The sequence below is a fragment of the Vibrio sp. 10N.222.48.A3 genome, assembly GCF_041475345.1.
GTDB lineage: Bacteria > Pseudomonadota > Gammaproteobacteria > Enterobacterales > Vibrionaceae > Vibrio > Vibrio tasmaniensis_A.
Genome location: NZ_JBFRVX010000914.1, coordinates 1 through 895 on the forward strand (window position 1 = coordinate 1; position 895 = coordinate 895).

Consider the following 895-nt stretch of genomic DNA (forward strand, 5'->3'; position numbering starts at 1 on the left):
TAGAAATGTTGACATAGACAACTCCTAAAATTATTTATCGCGGTTTTCAACTTGTTGCTTCAGTTTCGCCAGCTCTTTTTCAATCTCGTCTTGAGCTTGTAGCTCTGCAAACTCTTGGTCTAAAGATTTTGCGTTACCGGTTTTTGCGTAAACGTCAGCTTCAGCTTCTAATTCATCCACTTTACGTGAGAATTGCTCAAACTTCGCCATTGCTTCGTTGGTTTTGCTTGAATGCAGATGTTTTTGAACATCGCGACGATTGCTTGCTGCATTATTACGAATCATTAGTGCTTGCTGTTTTGCACGAGTCTCGGCGATTTTGGTTTCAAGCTTACCGATCTCACTGGTTAGTTTTTCGATGGTTTCATGAACCAAAGTTTGCTCGGTGTGGAGACTCTTGATGATATCTTCAAGTTTTTGCTTTTCGATGAGTGCCGCTCTAGCCAGATCTTCACGTTGTTTAGTCAGGGCTAATGTCGCTTTATTCTGCCAATCTAGAATCTGAGTTTCGATAGCTTCAACTTTACGTGCTAGCTCTTTCTTGTCTGCAATGGCTTTTGCTGAGTTAGTACGAACCTCAACCAGCGTGTCTTCCATTTCTTGAATAATGAGGCGAATCATCTTTTCAGGATCTTCAGCCTTATCTAATAGTGCACTGATGTTTGAATTTACAATGTCTGCAAAGCGAGAAAAAATACCCATAAGAAACTCCTTAATTGCAATAATGGCAAATAGGTTTTAAATCGTTTTCGATTTCTCAATCCACTTGCTCAAAAATCTACGTCTGTTGTTAAACCTACCATAAGTAATCCAAGTAGCGTGCCAACTTTCAAGTCATTGTTTATCAAGCGCTTACAATAAAATGGTGATTATCCCGAACCATGCTATGATGAAT

The 895-nt window shown here is 39.4% G+C and carries 1 protein-coding gene; it reads right to left on the reverse strand.

What is annotated here, in order from left to right; genetic code table 11:
- Positions 1 to 30: 30 nt before the first annotated feature.
- Positions 31 to 702 (reverse strand): phage shock protein PspA, encoded by a 672-nt coding sequence (pspA, locus tag AB4653_RS21760; protein ID WP_010440091.1) that lies wholly within the window; start codon positions 700 to 702, stop codon positions 31 to 33.
- Positions 703 to 895 lie beyond the last annotated feature (193 nt).